Annotated in this window: 26 protein-coding genes; 15 read left to right on the top strand and 11 right to left on the bottom strand. The window is 37.0% G+C overall.

Features of this window, described 5'->3' with window-relative positions; translation table 11 throughout:
- Nucleotides 1-111 precede the first annotated feature (111 nt).
- Nucleotides 112-2,244 carry a S46 family peptidase gene (locus tag G525_RS0118260; protein WP_027127419.1) on the top strand — a complete coding sequence of 711 codons (2,133 nt, stop codon included), beginning with the start codon at nucleotides 112-114 and terminating at the stop codon, nucleotides 2,242-2,244.
- Nucleotides 2,245-2,315: 71 nt separating this feature from the next.
- On the opposite strand, the gene G525_RS21430 is transcribed toward G525_RS0118260, so the two are convergent.
- Both G525_RS21430 and ahcY read right to left on the bottom strand, forming a co-directional pair.
- A complete protein-coding gene (locus tag G525_RS21430; RefSeq protein WP_035480181.1) occupies nucleotides 2,316-2,786 on the bottom strand; it encodes a very short patch repair endonuclease in 471 nt (156 codons plus the stop codon).
- A gap of 164 nt (nucleotides 2,787-2,950) precedes the next feature.
- Entirely contained in the window at nucleotides 2,951-4,267 is a 1,317-nt protein-coding gene (gene ahcY / locus G525_RS0118245) for an adenosylhomocysteinase (RefSeq protein ID WP_027127418.1), read from the bottom strand.
- Nucleotides 4,268-4,427: 160 nt separating this feature from the next.
- On the opposite strand from ahcY, the gene G525_RS0118240 reads away from it, so the two are divergent.
- The 8 genes from G525_RS0118240 to G525_RS0118205 all read left to right on the top strand — a co-directional run bounded on the left by G525_RS0118240 (nucleotide 4,428) and on the right by G525_RS0118205 (nucleotide 12,589).
- On the top strand, nucleotides 4,428-5,054 hold the full coding sequence (locus G525_RS0118240) for a 4'-phosphopantetheinyl transferase family protein (RefSeq protein WP_027127417.1): 627 nt from the start codon (nucleotides 4,428-4,430) through the stop codon (nucleotides 5,052-5,054).
- A gap of 110 nt (nucleotides 5,055-5,164) precedes the next feature.
- Nucleotides 5,165-5,926, top strand: coding sequence for a phosphoglycerol geranylgeranyltransferase (locus G525_RS0118235; RefSeq protein WP_035480179.1), 762 nt, complete (start codon nucleotides 5,165-5,167; stop codon nucleotides 5,924-5,926).
- Nucleotides 5,927-5,976: 50 nt separating this feature from the next.
- Entirely contained in the window at nucleotides 5,977-6,237 is a 261-nt protein-coding gene (locus G525_RS0118230; RefSeq protein WP_027127415.1) for a thiamine-binding protein, read from the top strand.
- Nucleotides 6,221-6,853, top strand: a complete 633-nt coding sequence (gene pnuC / locus G525_RS0118225; protein ID WP_027127414.1) for a nicotinamide riboside transporter PnuC — start codon at nucleotides 6,221-6,223, stop codon at nucleotides 6,851-6,853. Before G525_RS0118230 ends, pnuC begins: the two co-directional genes overlap by 17 nt.
- A complete protein-coding gene (locus G525_RS0118220) occupies nucleotides 6,814-7,380 on the top strand; it encodes an AAA family ATPase (protein WP_027127413.1) in 567 nt (188 codons plus the stop codon). The genes pnuC and G525_RS0118220 overlap by 40 nt, the downstream gene beginning before the upstream one ends.
- Complete coding sequence (locus G525_RS0118215; RefSeq protein WP_027127412.1) at nucleotides 7,377-8,930, top strand: DUF4301 family protein; 1,554 nt, start codon at nucleotides 7,377-7,379, stop codon at nucleotides 8,928-8,930. The genes G525_RS0118220 and G525_RS0118215 overlap by 4 nt, the downstream gene beginning before the upstream one ends.
- A gap of 210 nt (nucleotides 8,931-9,140) precedes the next feature.
- Nucleotides 9,141-9,545: an alternative ribosome rescue aminoacyl-tRNA hydrolase ArfB gene (gene arfB / locus G525_RS0118210; protein ID WP_027127411.1), complete on the top strand. Its 405-nt coding sequence runs from the start codon at nucleotides 9,141-9,143 to the stop codon at nucleotides 9,543-9,545.
- Nucleotides 9,546-10,123: 578 nt separating this feature from the next.
- Entirely contained in the window at nucleotides 10,124-12,589 is a 2,466-nt protein-coding gene (locus tag G525_RS0118205; protein WP_051210015.1) for a TonB-dependent receptor, read from the top strand.
- Here the strand turns inward: G525_RS0118205 and G525_RS0118200 are convergent.
- Nucleotides 12,586-13,008: a Rieske (2Fe-2S) protein gene (locus G525_RS0118200; RefSeq protein ID WP_027127409.1), complete on the bottom strand. Its 423-nt coding sequence runs from the start codon at nucleotides 13,006-13,008 to the stop codon at nucleotides 12,586-12,588. The genes G525_RS0118205 and G525_RS0118200 overlap by 4 nt on opposite strands.
- 154 nt (nucleotides 13,009-13,162) lie before the next feature.
- Here G525_RS0118200 and greA point away from each other — a divergent pair, with 154 nt between their 5' ends.
- Both greA and G525_RS0118190 read left to right on the top strand, forming a co-directional pair.
- Nucleotides 13,163-13,636 (top strand): transcription elongation factor GreA, encoded by a 474-nt coding sequence (greA, locus tag G525_RS0118195; RefSeq protein WP_027127408.1) that lies wholly within the window; start codon nucleotides 13,163-13,165, stop codon nucleotides 13,634-13,636.
- A 141-nt stretch (nucleotides 13,637-13,777) separates the two neighbouring features.
- A complete protein-coding gene (locus G525_RS0118190) occupies nucleotides 13,778-14,167 on the top strand; it encodes an HIT family protein (RefSeq protein WP_027127407.1) in 390 nt (129 codons plus the stop codon).
- 9 nt (nucleotides 14,168-14,176) lie between these two features.
- Here the strand turns inward: G525_RS0118190 and G525_RS0118185 are convergent, their stop codons facing one another.
- Complete coding sequence (locus G525_RS0118185) at nucleotides 14,177-14,524, bottom strand: hypothetical protein (RefSeq protein WP_027127406.1); 348 nt, start codon at nucleotides 14,522-14,524, stop codon at nucleotides 14,177-14,179.
- 9 nt (nucleotides 14,525-14,533) lie between these two features.
- Nucleotides 14,534-15,685, bottom strand: a complete 1,152-nt coding sequence (locus G525_RS0118180) for a sensor histidine kinase (RefSeq protein ID WP_027127405.1) — start codon at nucleotides 15,683-15,685, stop codon at nucleotides 14,534-14,536.
- A 181-nt stretch (nucleotides 15,686-15,866) separates the two neighbouring features.
- Between G525_RS0118180 and G525_RS0118175 the strand changes: the two genes are divergently transcribed.
- From G525_RS0118175 to aat, 3 genes are all read left to right on the top strand, one after another.
- On the top strand, nucleotides 15,867-16,736 hold the full coding sequence (locus G525_RS0118175) for a flavin reductase family protein (RefSeq protein WP_027127404.1): 870 nt from the start codon (nucleotides 15,867-15,869) through the stop codon (nucleotides 16,734-16,736).
- A 50-nt stretch (nucleotides 16,737-16,786) separates the two neighbouring features.
- Nucleotides 16,787-17,161 (top strand): DUF3127 domain-containing protein, encoded by a 375-nt coding sequence (locus G525_RS0118170; RefSeq protein ID WP_027127403.1) that lies wholly within the window; start codon nucleotides 16,787-16,789, stop codon nucleotides 17,159-17,161.
- Between the two features lie 130 nt (nucleotides 17,162-17,291).
- Entirely contained in the window at nucleotides 17,292-17,927 is a 636-nt protein-coding gene (gene aat, locus G525_RS0118165) for a leucyl/phenylalanyl-tRNA--protein transferase (RefSeq protein ID WP_027127402.1), read from the top strand.
- A gap of 71 nt (nucleotides 17,928-17,998) precedes the next feature.
- Here the strand turns inward: aat and G525_RS0118160 are convergent, their stop codons facing one another.
- Nucleotides 17,999-18,583 carry a DNA-3-methyladenine glycosylase I gene (locus G525_RS0118160; protein WP_027127401.1) on the bottom strand — a complete coding sequence of 195 codons (585 nt, stop codon included), beginning with the start codon at nucleotides 18,581-18,583 and terminating at the stop codon, nucleotides 17,999-18,001.
- Between the two features lie 90 nt (nucleotides 18,584-18,673).
- On the opposite strand from G525_RS0118160, the gene G525_RS0118155 reads away from it, so the two are divergent.
- Nucleotides 18,674-19,297, top strand: coding sequence for a thioredoxin family protein (locus tag G525_RS0118155; protein ID WP_027127400.1), 624 nt, complete (start codon nucleotides 18,674-18,676; stop codon nucleotides 19,295-19,297).
- A gap of 49 nt (nucleotides 19,298-19,346) precedes the next feature.
- Here G525_RS0118155 and G525_RS0118150 read toward each other — a convergent pair whose 3' ends face one another.
- The 5 genes from G525_RS0118150 to G525_RS0118130 form a co-directional block, all read right to left on the bottom strand.
- A complete protein-coding gene (locus G525_RS0118150; RefSeq protein ID WP_051210014.1) occupies nucleotides 19,347-20,132 on the bottom strand; it encodes an energy transducer TonB family protein in 786 nt (261 codons plus the stop codon).
- Between the two features lie 68 nt (nucleotides 20,133-20,200).
- Nucleotides 20,201-20,743, bottom strand: a complete 543-nt coding sequence (locus tag G525_RS0118145) for a hypothetical protein (protein ID WP_027127398.1) — start codon at nucleotides 20,741-20,743, stop codon at nucleotides 20,201-20,203.
- A 34-nt stretch (nucleotides 20,744-20,777) separates the two neighbouring features.
- Entirely contained in the window at nucleotides 20,778-21,473 is a 696-nt protein-coding gene (gene truB, locus G525_RS0118140; RefSeq protein WP_027127397.1) for a tRNA pseudouridine(55) synthase TruB, read from the bottom strand.
- Nucleotides 21,473-22,285, bottom strand: a complete 813-nt coding sequence (locus G525_RS0118135; RefSeq protein ID WP_027127396.1) for an undecaprenyl-diphosphate phosphatase — start codon at nucleotides 22,283-22,285, stop codon at nucleotides 21,473-21,475. Before G525_RS0118135 ends, truB begins: the two co-directional genes overlap by 1 nt.
- An 80-nt stretch (nucleotides 22,286-22,365) precedes the next feature.
- A complete protein-coding gene (locus tag G525_RS0118130) occupies nucleotides 22,366-22,629 on the bottom strand; it encodes a DUF3098 domain-containing protein (RefSeq protein ID WP_027127395.1) in 264 nt (87 codons plus the stop codon).
- Between the last annotated feature and the right edge of the window lie 58 nt (nucleotides 22,630-22,687).

The raw sequence follows: 22,687 nt of genomic DNA, 5'->3' as shown, positions 1-22,687 counted from the left end.
TAAGATTCTAGCTATAGTATTCTAGTCAATGAAGACAATTCATGATTAAATTGTTTAATCTTAGGGGTGGCTTTCTTATCTTTGAAGTCTTTTTTAAAAACGATATCAGATATGAGAATTTTCAGAATTTTATTTCTTTTTATTGCATTTCAAGTATCTGCTCAGCAAGGAGGAATGTGGATTCCTTCCTTATTGCAAGGCATGAACGAAGACGAAATGCAAAGTCTTGGCAGTAAACTATCCGCGAAGGATATTTATGATGTCAACAATTCCAGTTTAAAGGATGCTATCGGGCATTTCAATGGCGGATGTACCTCAGAGGTAATCTCGTCAAAAGGTCTGATTCTAACCAATCATCATTGTGGATTTAGTCAAATCCAATCACATTCATCTTTGGAGAACGATTATTTGAAAGACGGGTTTTGGGCAATGAACCTTAGTGAAGAATTACCTAATAAGAGTTTATTTGTCGAATTTATTGTTAGGATAGAGGATGTCACCCAACAAGTTTTGAATGGTGTTACTTCTGATATGTCTGATAGAGAACAACAATCAAAAAGAGGTAGTAACAGTACCGCTATTGAAAAAGCCGCGAAAAAAGAAGATTGGCAGGATACGAAGATCAAAGCCTTCTATAAAGGCAACCAATATTTTCTGTTTATTACAGAGCGCTATAGTGATGTCCGATTGGTAGGTGCACCACCTTCAAGTATAGGAAAGTTTGGTAGTGATACTGACAACTGGGTTTGGCCACGTCATACGGGCGATTTTTCGTTGTTTAGGATTTATGCCGATAAAAATAACCGTCCCGCAGAATATTCTAAAGATAACGTCCCCTTTAAGCCCAGACACTTTTTACCTGTATCTTTAGATGGTGTTAGCGAAGATGATTTTACGATGGTCTTTGGTTTTCCTGGGACTACCGATGAATACCTGCCAGCAGTAGCGATTGCACAAACGGTTGAAAAAATTAATCCCACAGCAATTGCCATCAGGGATGCCGCATTAAAAGTGATTGACGCCCATATGAAAACGGATGATCAAATCAGAATCCAATATGCCTCCAAACAAGCACGAATTGCAAATGCTTGGAAAAAATGGCAAGGTGAAAATTTAGGGATTGAAAAAAGTGGTGCCATCGGCATAAAAAAAGCACAAGAAGCTGAATTTACAAAACAATTAAAGGCAAAAGGACTGGAAAATAAATACGGAAAAATCTTACCGGAACTCGAGCGCTTATATCATGAAATTGAAGCCGTAAACGTGAAGCGTACCGGTTTTATGGAAGTCTTTTTAAGAACGAACGAAATTACCCCTATGCTCTTTAATCTGGCTCAGCTTGAAGGCGCTGCCGCCCATAGTGAAGCTGCTTTTGAAAAACAAAGAGATGCCAATATTGGCAGGATGAAAGGCGTTTATAAAAACTATAATGCCACGGTGGATAAAGAGGTTTTTGAAGCGGTAATGCCATTGTATACTGATCATGTAGATAGTTCCATTTATGAAAAAACAGCATTTACGAATTTGGACGGTGCTTTAAAAGTGTTGGAAGGCAATTCAAGTGAAGTGTTGCAGAAATTAAATAATGATGCCGCTTACCAATATATAAAACCATTTATAATTGCATTTTATACAGAAGTAGAGCCTAAATTTCAAGAGTTGAATCCTCAGATTAATAGTCTTGAACAACAGTATATGACCGCATTAATGGAGGTATTGCCAGAACAACGTTATTTTCCGGATGCGAATGGTACCTTACGGGTTACTTATGGTAAAGTAAAAGGATATGAGCCAAGGGATGCTGTTTATTACGAACCTTTGACCTATTTGGATGGCGTGATGGAGAAATACATTCCAGGGGATTATGAATTTGATGTGCCTGAAAAATTACAGGAGTTGTACGCTAAAAAAGATTACGGACAATATACCGATGCCACTGGTAAGGTGCCCGTGTGCTTTTTGGGTACCAATCACACCACCGGAGGAAACTCAGGGAGTCCAGCTATTGATGCCCACGGTAACTTGGTAGGGTTGAACTTTGACCGTGTGTGGGAAGGTACTATGAGTGATATCTATTATGATCCCGAAATTTGTAGAAACATTATGGTTGATGCGCGCTACATACTTTTCATTATTGATAAATATGCTGGGGCACAACATTTGATTGATGAGATGAGCTTGGTACGTCCAAAACCGGGAAACAAGCAAACGAAGAAAGTTAAGAAGGCAAAAGCCAAAAGATAGTAAGATTGAAAATTAAGAACCAAACCCTTTTATTTAATTATGAAGGGGTTTTCTTTTGAAATGAGTTCGTCTTATGTGTTTTCTCCAGTGGCTATAAACATTAGGACATCATTAATACAGCGATCCAAATCATTCAAGATTTCTTTGGACCAAAATCGGAAAACGGTATAGCCTTTTTCAAATAGTTCTTGATTGACTTGTCTGTCTCGTTGCATATTGCGTTCAATCTTAGGAAGCCAGAATTTGCGATTGCTTTTTATGCTATTCTTTCGTTCGTCCCAATTATAGCCATGCCAAAACTCGCCATCAATAAAAATAGCGAGGTTGTATTTTTTGATCGAGATATCTGGCTTTCCAGGCACTTGTCTGCTGTCTACCCGGTAGCGGACGTTTTTATGCCACAAGGCCTTTCTAAACAAAAGCTCAGGTTTTGTGTTCTTGCCACGGATCTTGCTCATCATTCTTGAGCGTTTTTTGGTAGTGTAGAAACCTGACGCTTCATTAAATCTTGGAACGATTATATTGGGTTTATCATAAGTCATGAGACGCTCTAAATTATAAAATTTCTAGTTGAAATAGAAAAAAGCTTAGAGGTTTAACAAAAGTTTGAGGAGGTGTTATTGGTGATGAAAGATTTTCAAAAGGACAAAAATAAAAAAATCCCAAACCTTGCGGCTTGGGATTTGGAATTTATGATTTTCGAATTTTAGTACCTATAGTATTCTGGTTTGTAAGGGCCTTCAACCGCAACGCCAATATATTCAGCTTGCTCGTCACGTAATTCAGTCAATTCTACACCAATTTTTGCCAAATGTAATTTAGCCACTTTTTCATCTAAATGTTTAGGCAACATATACACTTCATTTTTGTAAGCATCTCTGTTGGTCCACAATTCAAGTTGTGCCAACGTTTGGTTGGTAAAAGAGTTGCTCATTACAAAACTTGGATGTCCAGTAGCACAGCCTAAGTTTACCAAACGACCTTCAGCCAAAATGATGATGTCATTTCCATTTACAGTATATTTATCAACTTGTGGTTTGATTTCAACCTTAGTATCCCCAAAATTTTTGTTCAACCAAGACATTTCAATTTCGTTGTCAAAGTGTCCAATATTACAAACAACCGTTTTATCCTTCATCATTTTAAAGTGTTTCCCCTGAACGATGTCTTTGTTTCCTGTAGTTGTAATTACAATATCAGCATTGGCAACAACTGTCTCCAGTTTTTTCACTTCAAAACCATCCATAGCCGCTTGTAATGCACAAATTGGATCAATTTCCGTAACCGTAACAATACTTCCAGCACCCTTAAAAGAGGCAGCAGTTCCTTTGCCAACATCACCATAGCCACAAACAACAACGCGTTTTCCAGCCAACATTAAATCGGTTGCACGACGTACAGCGTCAACTGCACTTTCACGACAGCCGTATTTATTATCAAATTTTGATTTTGTTACAGAATCGTTTACGTTGATTGCAGGCATTGATAAGGTGCCGTTTTTCATACGTTCATAAAGTCTGTGGACACCTGTAGTCGTTTCTTCAGAAAGCCCGTTGATACCAGCCATTAATTCTGGATATTTATCAAATACCATGTTGGTCAAATCACCACCATCGTCCAAGATCATATTTAAGGGCTTTCTGTCTTCACCAAAAAACAAGGTTTGCTCAATACACCAATTGAATTCTTCTTCGTTCATTCCTTTCCATGCATATACCGGAATTCCGGCGTCAGCCATAGCAGCAGCAGCCTGGTCTTGAGTAGAGAAAATATTACAAGAACTCCAAGTGACTTCCGCACCAAGGGCTTTTAAAGTTTCAATCAATACGGCTGTTTGAATGGTCATGTGTAAACACCCAGCAATACGCGCACCTTTAAGTGGTTGGGAGCTTCCGAATTCGTCGCGAAGGCTCATTAAACCAGGCATTTCAGCTTCGGCTAACTCTATTTCTTTTCTTCCCCAAGCCGCAAGTGAAATGTCTTTGACTTTATAAGGTACGTAAGGCAATGTTTTCGTGTTCATATATTGTTTTTTTATTGTTTTCTACAGCTCTTATACAATCCTGTACTTTTTGTTTTTATTATAAACTTCCGAGGTTGTTTAAAGTATTACATAATTGTATATTTGTTTCTATAGTTTGTTTTGCGACTGCAAAGATAATTAATAACTTCGAGAAAGATAAATGCCTTTATATAAAACCATTGCTCCAAATTCACAAACTACTGTTAAAATCTGGAAAATATCCGAATCCTACGAGACTCTTTTGCAGTCCATTACCTTGACGGAGGTTTCTATGACGCGAGTGCTGGGGATGAAAAGCGAACTCCACCGACGCGGATTTTTAAGTGTGAGGCATCTCTTGGCAGAGTTTGGATATACGGATCACGATCTGTTTTACGACGAAAACGGAAAACCTCATTTAAAGGATGGTAAACATATTTCTATTACCCATTCATTTACTTTCTCTGGAATTATTGTGAGCGATCGTGACGTAGGTATCGACATTGAGAAACAACGCGAAAAAGTAGCAGTAATAGCTCATAAATTTATAGGTTATGAGTTTGATTATCTAGATAAAACTGCGGATGATTACGTGAATAAACTCATTGTGATATGGTGCGTCAAAGAATCTTTGTACAAATTGTTTGCAACGCCTGGCATGCTGTTCAGAAAGCACTTTTTAGTGATTCCATTTATGATGACCGATGAGGATACGGTAGCGTGGATTGATTATAACGATAAAAAATACAGATATACGAGTCATTTTTTTGAGTTTGAAGGGTTTACATGTGCGTATGTTTTTGAGTAATGAGTTATCAGTTGTGAGTTCAGAGTTTTTTAACAATTGGGCATTAATTATTAAGCAATGTCTTGTAGTTATAATAGAGATGATAAAAATTAATTAGGAGAAGAATATTTGTGGCCAAAAAGAACAATTTATATCAAGACATTTTAAGTGCTATTTCGCTAGGAGAAAAACTCCTCGCAGTGCTTATTGATCCAGATAAAATGGCATCTGAAAATGTATCTGGATTTATGTTAAAATTAAATGCTTCAAAAGCAACGCACATTTTCGTAGGTGGCAGCACCGTTGAAGTTCATCAAACAGGCCTCTTAATCCAAAAAATAAAACAATTGACAACACTGCCTGTTCTTATATTTCCAGGTGATGTGTCACAGTTATCCTCTCATGCTGATGGTTTGCTTTTTTTGTCCCTCATATCGGGCAGAAATCCTGATTATCTAATTGGGAAACAGGTTGAAGCAGTTTCAGTTTTAAGAACGATGCAGCTTGAAATCATTCCAATAGGTTATTTGTTAATCGAGAATGGTAAGGAGACAGCGGTGGAACGCGTTACAAAAACCCAGCCTTTAAGAAGGGAGAACATCCAAGAGATCATAGATACGGCAAAGGCCTCTGAGCTTTTAGGGATGAAGTGCGTTTACCTTGAAGCGGGAAGTGGCGCCATGGAGCCAATCAATGCAGAGATAATTCGATCCGTAAAAAATGAATTGCAAATTCCTTTGATTGTTGGTGGTGGCATTAAATCAAACAAACAACTTGATAGCGCCTATGCTTCTGGAGCAGATATTGTGGTTATTGGAACCGCATTTGAAGAAGATGAACGATTCTTTGATGAACTAAAAAAAGCAAAATCAGATGCCTTGCTTCCAAAGTAAAAAAATATAAGTTTAACTAAATAGAGATTCCTGCTTTCGCAGAAAATATTATGAAAATATCAGTAGAATTAACCTTTACACCTTTGCATGATGACTATGAACCAAGCATCATTCATTTTATAAAAAAATTGAGAGCCTCAGGCCTTACGGTTTTAGAAAACCCTTTGAGTACTCAAGTCTATGGCGATTATGATGCTGTCATGCAACTATTGACTGCAGAAATAAAAGAAGCGTTTTCATTGATTGAGCGCGGTTTGCTCTATATGAAAATTGTCAAATCCGATAGACACGATTATGAGCCACATTTTTGATTTTCTTTTCGGTCAGTATTCAGGTTATGACACCATTGACATTATTTTAGAAATTGTGGCAGTCATCTTTGGGTTCCTTTCTGTCTATAGCTCTAAGGAAAATAACATTTGGGTGTTTCCAACAGGAATGATCAGTACGGGTATTTTTGTTTATCTGTTATTGAAATGGGAGCTTTTAGGGGATATGATGATCAATGCATACTACTTCATCATGAGTGTATATGGTTGGTATATTTGGACTAGAAAAGTTGATAACACTCATGTTACTCCAATTTCAAAAACGACATCTTGGGAGAATAAAATGAGCGTCGTTATTTTTATTGCAACATTGGGCTTCGTTTTTACCGTCTATAAAACCTTTGACAAATGGACCAGTTGGGTGGCTTATGTTGATACAATTACCACAGCCATATTTTTTGTTGGTATGTGGCTCATGGCAAGACGTAAGGTTGAGAATTGGATTTATTGGATTGTAGGAGATTTGATTTCTATTCCACTTTATTTCTATAAAGGATTTACCTTTACAAGCATACAATATTTTGGATTTACCTTTATAGCAATTTATGGATATATCGCATGGAAGAAAAGCTTAAACAAGACCTCGCAGATTGCATAAAAGTGGTCTTGTTTGGGCCGGAGTCAACCGGAAAAAGTACGCTTGCTAAACAATTGGCCACACATTATCATACTGTTTTTGTTCCTGAATATTCCCGTATTTTTGCTGAGGCAAAATTGCGAAGCAATCAATTGCTGACTAAAGAAAACGCACTGCCAATTGCTGAAGGTCAAATGCGACTCGAAAATAAAATGGCGCCAAAAGCAAATCAAGTGCTTATTTGTGATACGGATTTATTAGAGACTAAAGTTTATTCAGAATTCTATTATGATGGATTCTGTGATCCCGTTTTGGAAAAATATGCTATTGAAAACACCTACGAGTTGTACTTTTTGACTTATATTGACATTCCGTGGAAAGCTGATAATTTAAGAGACAAACCAAATGAGCGGGAAACCATGTTTAACGCTTTTAAAAGTGCCTTAACGACCTATAACAAACCCTACATTTTATTGAAAGGATCTATTGAGGAGCGATTTAAGCTGGCTGTAGACCATATTGATGAACTTATAAAAATAAAAGTGTGAATTTTACAAAAAACGATATTCAGCAAATTGAAAATAAAGGGTTGACCTTCGCTCAGATCCAATCGCAACTTGAACTTTTTGAAACGGGTGTGCCATTTGTGAATTTGAGTAAGGCGGCCACCATAAACAATGGTATTGTAAAGAGTTCTGAAGAATCAAAAGCGCATTATATCAATTATTTTGATACCAAAAGAAATGCAGTAACCATAGCGAAATTTGTTCCGGCTTCTGGTGCCGCCACACGCATGTTTAAAACTTTGTTTCGTTTTATTGATGAATACATTCCTGAAAATGAAACTATCAACTCATTTGTCAATAAACATAAAGATGCTGATTTATCTTTGTTTTTTGTAGGTATCGAAAAGTTACCGTTTTACGAAAAGGTTCTTGAGCGAGTAAAAGTATTCTATCCTGATTATGCCTCATATTCTAATGATAGACAAAAATTACTATTTGTGAAAACAATGATGGATGACGACAAAATGAATTATGGTTTTTATCCAAAAGGACTACTGCCATTTCATGAATATAAAGATCATTTGGCTACGGCTTTTGAGGAGCATTTATTTGAAGCAGCGCTATATGCATCCTCAAATAATACGGCGTATCTGCATTTTACAATCTCAGAAGTTTATAAAGACATGTTTGATGATGAGTTTTCACGTATTCAGGACATTGTAGAACATAAAACAAATACCAAATTCAATATTTCTTTTTCTTATCAAAAGGAAACCACCGATACTATTGCGGTCACTCCCGAAAACGAACTTTTCCGGGCAGACGATAGTCAATTAACGTTTAGACCCTCAGGACACGGGGCGCTGTTAGAGAATTTGAACCAAATGGACGCCGATGTAATTTTTATAAAGAATATTGATAATGTAGTGGTCTATAAATATGAAGATGAGGTCGCAAAATATAAGAAAGTGTTGGCGGGCATGCTGCTTGAGATTCAGCATGAGGTCTTTGAGCATTTGAAGCAACTTAAAAATGGAGAAGTTTCAGAACAGGATATTATCACTATTTCTGAATTTCTAGAGCACAAATTGAATGTGGTCATCAGTAGTGAATTTCAGAAATATTCAACAAAATATCAAATAGAATATTTATTTGATATCTTGAATAGGCCCATCCGTATTTGTGGGATGGTGAAAAATGAAGGCGAACCTGGTGGTGGCCCTTTTTGGGTTAAGGGAGAAACTGGACAAATATCACTTCAAATTGTGGAGTCGGCACAGATTGATAAAGAAAATAAAAAACAAAACGAAATCCTAAAAAACGCGACACACTTTAATCCTGTTGATTTGGTATGTGGCATCAAAAACTTTAAAGGAGAAGTTTTTGACTTACAAGCATTTGTAGATCCTAAAACTGCTTTTATCACCAAGAAAACGAGTGCTGGAAAAGATTTAATGGCTTTAGAATTGCCTGGTCTTTGGAACGGAAGTATGGCCAATTGGAATACTATTTTTGTTGAAGTACCATTGATTACTTTTAATCCAGTAAAAACTGTCACTGATTTGTTAAAACCGACACATCAGATAGAGTGAGGTTTTGTGGGTGGTGTTCAGCCTTCAGTTGGCAGTCAATATGTTTTTACAAGTGCGCCGCGCAAGCAATAATTAGAGTATCACAATAAGTTAGAAGTGATTAAATTCATCATTTTTTAAAAAAAAGACTTCTTTAATTTTTTCAAGGTGGCATTTAATATTCTGACTTTTTGTTTTTTAATCCTTGAAATCTGTTTCTAAATTATTTTTATGAACAAAGACTTTCTTCAATCAGAGTTGCAATTTAAAGCCGTCAGGAGCTCAGGTGCTGGTGGTCAGAATGTCAATAAAGTGGCCTCAAAAGTGGAGTTGTCTTTTGATTTGGAGGCTTCAACTGGGTTATTGGATGATGAAAAGGAGTTATTAAAGAAAAACCTTAGTAGCCGACTCACCAAAGGAAATGTCCTCTTGCTTCAATGTGAAGAAAGTCGAAGCCAACATAAAAATATAGAACTCGTGATCAATCGGTTTTTTGAACTCATCAAAGACGGATTAATCATCCCCAAAGTGCGAATCCCCACAAAAACACCTCGTTCAGTGATTAGAAAACGGCTCAAGGCAAAGCGTAAAACCTCCGACAAGAAGGCCAATCGGAAACCACCAGAATTGGAGTAGTTTTTTATAGTTGGCAGTATTCCCGCCTTCGTAAAAGCTTCGGACGGCAGCCAGTCTACAGTCTGCAGTCCTCAGTTTTCAGTCTTCGTTCATTATTTTTCAGTGATAAGTCTCTAAATCAGAACCTCTATTCTTGGCTTTCCTCAGCGCCTTTGTGCCTCTGCGAGAGATTGTTCTATAAGGTATTTATTACATTCAATGCTATTGATTAAATAAATAGTCATTCTTACTTTTTAATTCTTAATTCATTCCTATCTTTGCACCGTTCTCAAAAAAGGGGTGCTTAATAGATTAGAGATTGATGATTGAAGATTAAAGATTGCTGAACAGTAAGTTCAAAAATCAAAAATCGAAATTCAAAAATCTACAATTCATTCGGCTGAGATCATACCCATTGAACCTAGAACAGATAATGCTGTTTAGGGATCTAAGTTTTAAAGTGTGTCTACAAGACATATTTAACGGTTGCCGGCAAAAATCTTAAAAAAGATACCGCTAAATTTTAAAGCTTAATTAATAATTTAATTTTTAACAAAGAATAATTACCTCTTTTTATTCGTCTAAACTTATTTATTCGAATGAAATCTTTATTCACAAACCTATCGGCTAAGCACCGATTCAAACCGGCTTTAAATTTTATTTTTTCTTTTGTTATGTTAGGGTTTAGCGTCACGAGTTTGGCCCAAAACTATCAGGTCTCTGGCCGTGTGACCCAACAAAATGCAGAACCGCTTGCAGGCGTCAGTATTCATGTAAAGTCAAGTACATCCTGGACGCAAACAGATCTGAACGGATACTATACTTTGGATTTGCCTAAAGGAAAACACAGCATTGAATTCCGTTACCTTACTGCACAACCTATCCTAAAAACGATTGATCTTAATGCAGATTTTGTGTTGGATCTCGTCATTAATGAAACTACAGAAATCTTAGATGAGGTGTTGGTGAACGCGGTGCGTGTAGGCTCAAGTTCGCCAATAACACACTCGAACATCACAAAGGAAGAATTGGAAAAGCGAAATCTTGGACAAGACATTCCTATGCTTCTTAACTTTTTGCCCTCGGTGGTAACCACTACAGATGCGGGAGCAGGCGTTGGGTATACCGGAATTAGGGTGCGCGGAATTAATGCCCAGTCCACCAACATTACCATCAATGGTATCCCTTACAACGATGCAGAATCCATGGGCACGTTTTGGGTGAATCTGAGTGATTTTGCCTCTTCAACAGAAAGTATGCAATTACAACGCGGAGTAGGAACTTCTACCAATGGCTCAGGTGCATTTGGCGCGAGTATTAATGTGCTTAGTGAAGGGATCTCCAATGATGCAAGTGCGGAAATTGCCAATAGTTTTGGAAGTTACAACACCCACAAGCACACGCTTAAATTCAGTACCGGACGTTTAAACAATCACTTCGAAGTTTCAGGCCGATTGTCAAACATAAAATCTGATGGTTATATTGATCGTGCCTCTTCTGATCTTAAATCTTATTTTTTGCAAGGCGCTTATGTTGATACCAACCGATTGATAAAAGCGGTTATTTTTGGAGGCAAAGAAATTACGTATCAAGCTTGGAATGGCTTGGAAGATTTAGATCTTTTAGAAAATGATCGAACATTTAATACGGCAGGAATGTACACCGATGCGGATGGAAACATTCAATTTTATGATAACGAAATTGATGATTATAGTCAAGATCATTACCAACTGCATTGGAATGAGCGCATAAACGATAATTGGTCCACCACGCTCGGATTAAATTACACGCAAGGTTCAGGTTTTTTTGAACAATATAAAGAAGACCAAAAATTAGTTCAATATGGTATGGAAACTATTGAATTGGGTGGCGAAAGTATCACGCGTAGTGATTTGGTGCGTCGTCGTTGGTTGGATAATGATTTTTACGTCATTAACGCGAATGCCTCTTATAAAAATGAAAGCTTGAACCTCGCTTTTGGAACCTCGTTTAGCACCTATGATGGTGATCATTTTGGTGAAGTCATTTGGGCACAATATGCCGGAAACTCGCCTAAAGGACATCGCTATTACGAAGGAAATGGAAAAAAGACTGATGCGAGTATGTTTACGAAAGCCACTTATCGTATTGATGAGCAATGGAGTTTTTATGGCGATTTACAATATCGAAACGTTGGCTATAAAACCACAGGAACCAATTCTGATCAGGAACTTATGGAGATTGATGAAACCTATAATTTCTTTAATCCAAAAATGGGATTGACCTTGCAATTTAATCCAGCCAATGCGTTGTATTTTTCGTATGCCAGAGCCAATCGAGAACCAAGCCGGAAGGATTTCCAAAATAATACCGATGTCAAACCAGAGCAGTTGAATGACTATGAATTAGGTTGGAGACATGATGCTGAGGCATTTCGAATTAATACCAATCTCTATTATATGGCCTATAATGAACAGTTGGTATTGACAGGAGAAATTGACGATACCGGAAATCCAATCCGAACCAATAATGGTGATAGTTATCGTTTAGGCTTGGAAATTGAGGCAGCAGTGAAATTATCGTCACAATGGCGCCTCCAACCCAGTGTGACTTTTAGTTCAAATAAAACAAAAGAAACGGTTATTGAACGCGATGGTATATTGGTGGACTTAGGAAAGACAAATATTTCATTTTCTCCAGAAATTGTGGCATCAAATGCCTTGGTTTATCAGCCTAAAGATTATTTCCAAATCAGTTTATCGAGCAAATACGTGGGAGAACAGTTTATGGGGAATTCTGATTCGGAAAGATCGAAACTGGACGCGTACTTCATTAATGATCTTAACCTGACCTACGAATGGATTTTAAAATCTCGGGGAGAATCCCAGAAAAAGCCAATAATAAAATCGATTTTATTTTCAGGTTTGGTGAACAATATTTTTAATAAAAAATATGTTTCCAATGGTTTTTATTACACTTATGATGACAATTGGACGGATCCTGATCAAGTGACAACTATTGAAGGTGCCGGGTATTTTCCACAGGCTACCACTAATTTTCTGATTGGGGCTACTTTAAAACTCTAGTTGGTAATTAGCAGTGAGTTTCCTGAAACGGAGACACGATATTCTTTGAGTCCACAGGATAATTGAACCCCAACAGGGCCTCCTGTGAATAAACTATATTTATTGGCGTCATCGCAACCACATACAGCGTTGACGCCATTAATTGCAAGTCGGGAACAAGGTCTTTGTTCATGGTTAGGGTCTGCCGCGTCCCAAGCGCGAAAACTACTCCCCACATTGGTTACAATAACACCTTGATTTCCTGCATTTGCGATGTAAACCGAGTTGCTGGTAAATTGTAATTGACTATATTCAGGTAAGTTCATATTGATGGAGACATTTACCGCTGCATTGACTAAAAATTTGCAATTTTCATCGGTAGCGTTTTTACTGCAGGCCGTTAAGAAAATTAGGCTTATAAATAAAAAAAAGTATTTCATTTGGTATAAAATTGTGACGCAATTTACAACAATCTCAAAGTTGAAGTAAATATTTTGTATATTTGTTTGATATCTCGTGCTAGCGGGATTTTTTTTATGCTGTTCTCCACAAAGGGGTTTCAGCATATTTTATATACAGTAAAACGAACGAATTATGAGTAAAGTATCTTATTACACTGCTGAAGGGTTGAAAAACTTGAGGGAAGAACTCAATCATTTAAAGGACGTAGAGCGCCCAAATGCTTCCCGTGCCATTGGTGAGGCAAGAGATAAGGGTGATTTGAGTGAAAATGCCGAATATGATGCTGCCAAAGAGGCGCAAGGCATGTTGGAAATGAAAATATCAAAACTTGAAGAAATGTTGTCAAGCGCGCGATTAATTGATGAATCGCAATTGGACAGTTCTAAGGCGTTGGTGCTTTCTAAAGTGAAAATTAGAAACCAAACCAATGGCATGGAAGTGACGTATACCTTGGTGGCGGATCGTGAAGCAGATTTGGCTTCAGGAAAAATTTCAGTCAATTCGCCTATTGGAAAAGGGCTTTTAGGTAAGTCAGTAGGTGAGGTGGCCGATATTCAAGTGCCTAATGGGGTTTTGAAGTTTGATATTATAGAGATTTCGAGATAATCTTTTATCTGTATTTGCTTAACCGCAGAAAATGCAGTGGAAGACGTTTACAAAAATAACATTCCTGTTAAGACCCGTTCTAACAGGAATTTTCTTTTTATATTTAGAAGCGTTAAATCAACTAATAAATACAATATTCAGATGGCCTCTATATTTACGAAGATAGTTAATGGTGAAATTCCATGTTACAAAGTTGCAGAAACAAAGAATTTTTTAGCCTTTTTGGATGTGAATCCCAATACTCAAGGGCATACGCTCTGTATTCCCAAAATTGAAGTGGATGAGCTTTTTGATTTGGATGAAACCACCTACACAGGATTGATGGAGTTTTCAAGAAGTGTTGGCATCGCCTTAAAAAAGGCGGTACCTTGCTTACGCGTAGGAATGGCGGTTGTTGGGTTGGAAGTACCTCATGTACATGTGCATCTGATTCCTTTACATACGATGGACGATATCCGATTTACGAGCAAAGTGAAATTAAAAAAGGAAGAATTTGAGGCTATTGCAAAACGGATTTCAGACCGAATGTAATTTTATTTCTTAAAACACATCGAAAACAAATAACATAGAAAATAGAACTAGTGTTATTAAAATTCCAATAAGCATCCACCCTTGTGTTTTTAATTTAAAGGAGGCAGGCCTTGGTGGTGAAGCGCGTTGTTGGTATTTAAAAACTCTTTCTATGTCTTCAGTCCATCGGATGGGGAAGATTTTGGTTTTGCATACGTCACAAAATAAGGAGTGCGCAGTTTCTGCAGTGATGGCTTTATAGAAAAAATTGTCAATAAACCGTTGTTTAAAAGTCAGTTTTAATCCTTGCCTCGAAAAGCATTCGGGACAGTTATTATTTAATTCGACCTCACTTAAAGTGAAAAACCTTTCTTCCATGCTTCAAATTTACGGAATTAATTTTAGTGAAATTTGCATGGTAGTGCCTTTGTCTATTTCTGAATGGAGTACTTTTATTTTACCTTTGTGGTAATCTTCTACAATACGTTTGGCGAGTGAAAGTCCCAATCCCCAACCTCTTTTTTTGCTGGTAAAACCAGGTTCGAAAATTTTAGTGAATAAACTTTTTGGAAGCCCCTTGCCGGAATCTTTCACGGTAATTTTAACCTCTTTGTCACTCTCTATGATGCTCACTTTTAGGTTGCCTTTGCCTTTCATGGCATCAATGGCATTTTTCACGATATTTTCAATCGTCCAGCTGTAGAGTTGTTGGTTTAAATCGACATAAATGGGATGTTCTGGAGCTTCAATGGTAAAGCCTATCAATTTGCTGGAACGCGCTTTTAGATATTCGTAGGAATCGATAGTTTCTTGAACAATATCAACTCTTTTAAGGGTTGGCATGGATCCAATTTTACTAAAACGATCTGTGATGGTCTGCAAACGCGTAATGTCTTTTTCAATTTCCAAAAGATAGGAGCGATCGACATCTTCAGAACGTAAGATTTCTGTCCAACCTATCAAAGAGGATAGCGGCGTGCCAATTTGATGGGCAGTTTCTTTGGCCATGCCCGTCCAAAGTTTGTTTTGTGCTGCAATTTTTGAACTGCGATAGAAAAAATAAACCACAGCAGCAAAAAGTACGATAATGAGAAGCAAAGCTAAAGGGTAATATTTGAGCTTATTGATCAAGGGAGAATTACCGTAATAAATGGTATAATAAATTTCCTTGTCATAATATACTTCAATGGGCCTGTTTTCGCTCTCGAATTTAGCCATGAGGTTTTTGACTGAGATAGGATTACTGACTTTCTTTTTATCAATATTTTTAAAGGTGCCTAAACTGCCATCTTTAGTAATGGCTATCATGGGTGTCGTGTGGTTGCTTTCTAAAATTTTAAGGGTAAGCTCCACATTCTCATCAGCATCAGATTTTAATAGTTCAGATTGGGCAAATGACCAATTTTGCATTTTGATGCGCTCTTCTGCTTTGAAATTCTGAAAGAAGATGTATGTATTCCATAAAATTAAAGAGATAATAATAAAAGAAGAAGCAATAATGATCCACCGTAAAATATTTCGGTTCATAGCGTAAGGCATCAATACATTTGTAATTTTAAATATACTTAAAGAAATCAGCAAATAGGAAATCTTTTTTGCTATAATTTATTAGCACTACTTAACTAATGCTGTTATGTTGATATTATTGTTTGATTCTTGCTCTAATTCATTTTTATAGGTATAACAATATGTTTACATTTGCATCTAACAAATTTTTAAGATGGTAAGTTTTGAGCCTAAAGACCTGTCTACGGGCAAATTACATGGATATTTGCTAAGTGCAGTGGCGCCACGTCCCATTGCTTTTGCGAGTACTATGGATACTGATGGTAATCCAAATTTATCACCTTTTAGTTTTTTTAATGTGTTTAGTGCAAATCCGCCAATACTCGTTTTTTCACCGGCAAGACGTGTGCGTGACAACAGCGTAAAGCACACCTTGAATAATGTGGAAGCCACTAAAGAAGTAGTAATAAATGTTGTTAATTATGATTTGGTGCACCAAGCGTCTTTAAGTAGTACAGAGTACGACAAAGATGTTAATGAATTTGAAAAAGCTGGTTTGACCATGTTAAAATCAGATCTTGTCAAACCGTTTAGGGTTGCAGAGTCTCCAGTTCAAATAGAGTGTAAGGTCAACGAAATTATTAAATTGGGAACAGAGGGTGGTGCTGGAAATTTGGTGATTTGTGAAGTGGTAAAAATCCATATCACAGAAGAAGTTTTGGATGACGATCAAATTATCATTCAAGAAAAGCTGGATTTGGTAGCCAGAGCAGGTGGCGATTATTACAGCCGAGCAAAAAATGGTTTCTTTGAGGTGCCAAAACCTTTAAGAACACGTGGGATTGGTGTAGACGCTATGCCAGATGCGGTTAAAAACAGTATGATCTTTACAGGCAGTGATCTCGGGATGTTAGGTAATATTGAAGCGTTGCCAACAACCGCGGCTATTGCTGATTTTGCAAAGACCATTGGAGAACATCATGCAGACATTACTGAAATGAGTCATCGTGAAAAACATAAAATGGCCAGAAATTACTTAAGTTATGGCGATATTGACAGTGCATGGAAGTTGTTACTGTCTTAAATTTAGAGAAAAATAGTATTAAATAATAGAGAACACTAAAAATTAGTCAAATGGAAGTACAAGGAAAAATCAAAATGGTAGGAGAAACTCAAACTTTTGGAAGTAATGGGTTCAGAAAAAGAGAGGTGGTAGTGACTACAGAAGAGCAGTATCCTCAGCATATTATGGTTGAGTTCGTACAGGACAAGACCGATTTGTTGAACAATTATCAAGTTGGTCAAAATGTAAAGGTGAGCATCAATTTGAGAGGAAGAGAATGGGTAAACCCACAAGGTGAAACTAAATATTTTAACTCTATCCAAGGATGGCGTATTGAGAGTTTGCAAGAAGGTTCAGCTCCAGGGATGCCTCCTGTAGCTCCAGCAGAAGCCTTTCAACCAGCAAACGATTTAAACGAAGAAGATCACGACGATTTACCGTTTTAAGTCAATAGAATTTTTCTTCTTTAGAACATTGAGCTTGTCTAAATGTTTATAGCGGAAATCTTATAAAAAGCCTCAATGCTATCAACATTGAGGCTTTTTTGTAATATTTTATTATATATTAAATGCTTTTATGATATTTCTGACCGATAAACTTGAGTTTCCCAATCCCATTGAAGCCGACCCAGATGGGTTGTTGGCAATTGGTGGCGATTTGTCAGTGGAGCGATTGCTTTTGGCTTATAAAACTGGAGTTTTTCCCTGGTTTAATGATGACGAGGATTTGATTTTGTGGTGGTCTCCAGATCCGAGATTTGTTCTATTTCCTGAGCGGTTGAAAGTCTCAAAAAGTATGGCTAAAACACTTCGAAATAAAGATTTCACGGTCACCATCAATAGTGATTTCGAAACAGTGATTTCAGAATGTTCAACTGTTAAAAGATCAGGGCAAGCTGGTACATGGATTACCAATGAAATGATTAAAGCCTATACCAAACTTCATTACTTAGGGTATGCGATGTCTGTTGAGGTATGGCAAGCTGGTGATTTGGTTGGTGGTTTATATGGCCTAGATATGGGCAATGGTGTGTTTTGCGGTGAGAGTATGTTTGCTAAAGTAAGTAATGCAAGTAAAGTGGCCTTCATCACTTTTATCCAAAATATGAACTACAAACTTATTGATTGCCAGGTTTACACACATCATTTTGCCAGTTTAGGTGCTGAAGAGATAGAACGAAGTAAGTTTTTGGAATATTTGAGAGCGCATTAGTTTAAAAATTCCAAAATCAAATTTGAAGTTTATCTAATTCTAACCATTTGACAGCTTTTGTTAATTGTTAATCAAAAATCATGTTTAGGATTATTTATCTCCCCATACCTAAAACAATTTACTTCATGGTCATTCACCATTCCCACGGCTTGCATATAGGCGTACATAACTGTGGATCCTACGAATTTAAAGCCTCGTTTTTTCAAATCTTTACTAATCGCATCACTTTCCACGGTAGTTGGGGGTGCTTCTTTGTAGTTTTCGACTTTATTTGTGATTGGTTTATCATCTACAAATCCCCAAATATATTTTGAGAAAGATCCAAATTCCTTTTGAACCTTTATAAAGGCTTGTGCGTTGCAAACCGTGGCATAAACTTTCAGTTTGTTTCTGACAATGCCGGCATCCTGAAGGAGATGGTCAGTTTTATCTTGATCATATAATGCGATTTTCTTGTAGTCAAACTGATCAAAAGCTGATCTGAAATTTTCCCGCTTCCTTAAAATGGTAATCCAGCTCAATCCCGCCTGGAAGGTTTCCAAAACCAAAAACTCAAATAGTGTGGCGTCATCTTTTACCGGAACACCCCATTCTTTATCGTGATACGTTATATAAAGTTGATCTCCCGCGCACCAGCCACATCTCTGTTTATCCATTGTATAAGATATTTGTGTTTGAACTACTAATGTAACATCTGTTACCCAATATCACATAAAAATGGGCTAAATTTGCAAAAAATTATAGTCATGGAAACTACCACACAAATCGAATTGGCCAACATATTGAACGAAAGCTTGAACAAAAGTATGTCTTATCAGGACTACAGAATGTTAATGGATGAATTGGTGAAAACTCAATCTACAACAGGGTTGGATCAAAGCGTTGCTATGGTTGCTTATACACTTTTGAATGAGCAGCGCATGAAACGTTGGGACAAGACCATTAAAGTTTCTGAGGAGGCTCAAAATAAAATAGCCGCATTTAAAGGAGATGTCACTTGGTTGGTTCTTACGGAAAGCTGGTGTGGCGATGCTGCCCATGTCATTCCAGTGATCAATAAAGTGGCAGAGTTTAATGAAAATATCACTTTGAAATTGGTATTGCGTGATGATAACGATGCACTTATGCAACACTTCTTGACTAATGGTGGAAAATCAATTCCTAAGTTGATTATGCTGGACAATGCCTCTCAAAAAGTACTGAACACTTTTGGTCCGAGACCTGCTGCTGCTACGCAATTGGTTAAAGATTATCTTGCTGAACATGGCACGATTACAGAAGAATTTAAAGAAATTTTACAAGGTTGGTATAATAAAGATAAAGGGCAACACACGATTGGAGATTTAATAACACTTTTAGAACGTTCTTAAAAACTTAAAGCCAAAGTGGATCGTTTGATCTTTTGACTGTCTAGCCAATCTAATATTTCCCTTTAAAAAAGTAGGTAATAGAGCCAATCTGCTTGGTTTTAGAAGCGTCAGGACTAAAGCGTGCCTCATTGGCATACTGGAGTGCACTTTCTATCAAACAGGCATTTTTTGAAGTGGATGAAGAATTGAGATACGCATCTGTGACTTCTCCTGAACTATCTACGGTAATATTAATCACAATTTTTCCACTTTCTTCACAAAGATATACCGGAGGTGGTAAATGTTTGTCCTTTCTGTTGACCAAACTATAAGACACACTACTATTGGTATTCAAAGCAGAATTGTTGGCTAAATTGTTGGTGGAATTATTACCGTTTGATTTGGACGATTGACGCTTTTCGGCAGAACGCATCGCAATGACATCCTTTATTTTACTATAGGACGATAATTCATTTTCATTAATGGAATAATCTTCTGTTGCAGGTGTGTTCTCTCCATCCGTAACTTCTTCAGGGGTTTCAATGTCCTCAGTTTCTGTTTGTTTGGCATTCTTGTCAAAATCATTCGAGTTCACTGATTTGAAATTCCTCATCATCTCTTTAAACTCATTCGTTGAATTGAAGGCTTTATTGGTTTCTGCAACATTAGGATCGTTCATGGCCAATTCTTCAAGCAGTTGCTGTTCTTCAGGGGTAAGAGGTGGTGGGAGCTCATAGTAACTTTCAGCCATCACCTCAGTTTGCTTTTTAATCCCGAGCGCAAACATAGCAAGCACTAAGGTGCTGCTTATTAAAATGGTGATGATTAAAGCTTTATGTTTTTCAATGATTTCCAAAAATGTAATTTTTAAAAGATTTACAATGCCATAGGCATGATTATATAAGTCAAATTAAGCAAAAAAGATTAAAACACCATAAATTCAAAAAAGATAGAAAGGCTTGAAAGCTTTTCCTCTTGTTTATAACCAAAGCGTTTTCTGTTGAAATCAAAACCTATCAGCCACGAATTCCTAAAGTTATCATCAAAGGTCCTGTAGCCAACTCCTAATTTATACATGGTGCCATTTTCAAAATTTTTCCCAGCATCTATAAGTTTACCATATCCAGCCCTTATGAAAAGAACGTCATCAAAATCTAGTATATTATAATTAAAACCTAAATGAACCGGTAAAAAATTAAAAGCTTGTCGCAAATAATGATCATATTCAACATTGAGATCTATGCTTGTACGGTGGTCAAACTGATAACCCAATGAGTTGTTGATAAAGACGCCATTCAAATCAATAAATGTATGGCCTTCATCATTGCCTATAGTATAGTCTTCATTATTGGTCAGCGTAGCCCCCAAGGAAATCTTATAGAATAGGCCGTTAGTTTTTATGGCATCTTGTGCTGATAGGTTAAATAATGTACCACACAACAAACAACTTAGTACAATCGATTTCATAAAGCAGTACTAGGTACTTTAATTTTATCAAAAACTATTCCGTAGGAAGCGCTTTAATAAACTCTTCAACGCTTACGGCATTCTCAACATCAAAATCGCCTATTTTGGTCCGTCTTAAAGCCGATAAATGAGCTCCAGAATTAAGCGCTTTTCCGAAATCATGTGCTAAAGAACGGATGTAGGTTCCTTTGCTGCATATTACCCTGAAATCAACTTCTAAATTGTTGATTTTTGTGATTTCAAATTCCGAAATATGGACTTGACGTGAAGGGATTTCAACTTCTTCACCGGCGCGTGCAAATTCATACAGACGCTTGCCATCTTTTTTAAGTGCAGAAAATACCGGTGGAAATTGCAAAATCTCACCAATGAACTGATCGGTAGTATTCCGGATTAATGCTTCTGTTAAATGTTCGGTAGGATAGGTGTGATCAATCTCGGTTTCTAAATCATAAGATGGCGTAGAACTTCCTAAAACAAACGTACCCGTATATTCTTTGATCTGTGCTTGAAAACTATCAATGTTTTTGGTCATTTTACCGGTGCAGATGACCAATAAACCTGTTGCTAAAGGATCTAATGTTCCGGCGTGTCCAACTTTTATTTTTTTGATATTAAAGGCGCGACGTATTTCCCATCGCAATTTGTTGACCACTTGAAATGAGGTCCAATGCAAGGGTTTGTCGATCAATAAGACTTGGCCAGAAAGATAATCGTCGGTTGAGAGCATTAGATGGTTGTTAGACTGTAAATAAAATAATGAATCACTAATAGTGCTACGCCTAAAACAATTCTGTAGTAACCAAAAAGCTTAAAGCCATGCTTGCTTAAATATTCTATAAAGGATTTAATGGCAATAAATGCGACAATAAATGCAATAATATTTCCTATGATCAGATAGTTTACTTGATCACTGCTCAATTCAAATCCTGCTTTAAAATAATCGTAGGTTTTTTTTGCTGTTGCACCAAACATGGTAGGTACTGCAAGAAAAAATGAAAATTCTGCCGCCGTTTTGCGATTCAGTTTTTGAGTCATCCCACCAACAATGGAAGCGCCACTTCGAGAGGTGCCAGGAATCATTGCCAAACATTGAAAGAATCCAATCTTTAAAGCGGTTGCATAACTGATTTTAGTATGGGCGTCAGGATTGGCCTCGTCATAAACTTCATTAGACTTAAACCATTCGTCAACTTTCAATAAAATAAAACCACCTATAATTAATGAAATCGCAACCGTCACAGGGCTTTCTAATAAATCATCAATAATATCGCTTAAAAGCAACCCTAAAATGACCGCCGGAAGCAGGGCAACCAATAGTTTAAAGTAAAAATCCAAACTTTGAAAAAAGCGTTTCCAGTAGAGTGCTACAACTGCTAAAATGGCCCCCAGTTGGATAACAATGGTAAATAATTTTGTAAAATCATCAGTAGCAATACCCATAAATGAAGAGGCGATGATCATATGACCCGTTGAAGAAACCGGTAAATACTCTGTCAGGCCTTCAATAATGGCTAAAATAATGGCGTCAATTAAATTCATAAGGAGGTCAATTATCTAATTTCAATACCCAGATGTAAATAAAATTAAAAGGGTAAGGATTATAATATGGAAGTTTAATATTAAGAATTTTTTCTTTTGTCTGGATTCAACAAAATAGCATAGACTTGAAATCCAAAGCCAATTAACACCAAAGTGGGCGCCAAATGGATGCGTCTCCAATTAAAAATTTCTGGATTGAAAACATTCGGGTCATCACTCCCGCCACCAGACATTAGGATGAACCCCAATGCAATAATACCCAAACCGATGAGCATGAACGTGTAATTTTTTTTGCCGAAAATAAAATTGTTATTAGCCCTTTCTTTGCGTTTTTTTTCTCCCATGACGATTGTAATAGTAATAGGCTGCAAATTAACGGTTTTATTTAAATCTTTTCGTTAA

Origin of the sequence: Gelidibacter mesophilus DSM 14095 (assembly GCF_000423005.1) — a bacterium.
Classification (GTDB): domain Bacteria; phylum Bacteroidota; class Bacteroidia; order Flavobacteriales; family Flavobacteriaceae; genus Gelidibacter; species Gelidibacter mesophilus.
Note: the sequence above shows the minus strand (reverse complement) of the source record. Positions and strands in the feature narration are given on the sequence as shown.